1 protein-coding gene is annotated in these 614 nt (G+C 36.3%); it reads right to left on the bottom strand.

The genetic code is table 11. The annotated features are described in order from the left end of the window. Positions 1–543, bottom strand: a 543-nt coding sequence (locus tag MICAI_RS14725; protein WP_039900243.1) for an Rpn family recombination-promoting nuclease/putative transposase, incomplete at its 3' end; no start/stop codon positions are given. Positions 544–614 lie beyond the last annotated feature (71 nt).

The raw sequence follows: 614 nt of genomic DNA, 5'->3' as shown, positions 1-614 counted from the left end.
AATTGTCTCAATTAATTCTAGAATGTCCTCTCTTTTTAAAGACTCTTGGAATTGTTGTCTAACCTGTTGAATCAGTTCTTTGCCTTGAGCTAAGGTGTTGGCTTCCGATTCTACAATTAATTGTAACACTTTTACCCCCAGAGAATCTCCCTCATCTAACTGATTCAGATAATAACAGTTAACCCGACCTGACTCAAAGAATTCTTGATAACGAGATTTGGGACTATTTTCAATTTCCCGATGGGGATAAATGATCACCCCTTGCCAATTGTTACTAATCTCACTTTGATGAAAATAGAGAAATATTTCACTAAAAAAGCGCGAGTAAAACCGTTCATCTTTTTGAAATTGTACCTCGACAAAGTAAATCGGATCATTCAGGTTATCGGGAATAAAAACCCCATCTAAACGAAAAGCGAGTTGTTTAACTTCTAGGGAGGAAAATTGATAATGATTGACGGTTTCTGGGGGAAGATTGAGCAAATCAAAGAAACTTTCGGGAAAAGTCTCAAAGAGACGATAGAAAATACTGTCCGTTTTCACTCAATTTTGTCCCTCATTGACTTCTGGTACTTGTTCAATTTCTAAGTCTAAAGCTTGAGCAATTTGTTCTA

Source organism: Microcystis sp. T1-4 (assembly GCF_000297435.1).
Taxonomy (GTDB): Bacteria; Cyanobacteriota; Cyanobacteriia; order Cyanobacteriales; family Microcystaceae; genus Microcystis.
This window is presented reverse-complemented; position numbering and strand designations above follow the sequence as displayed.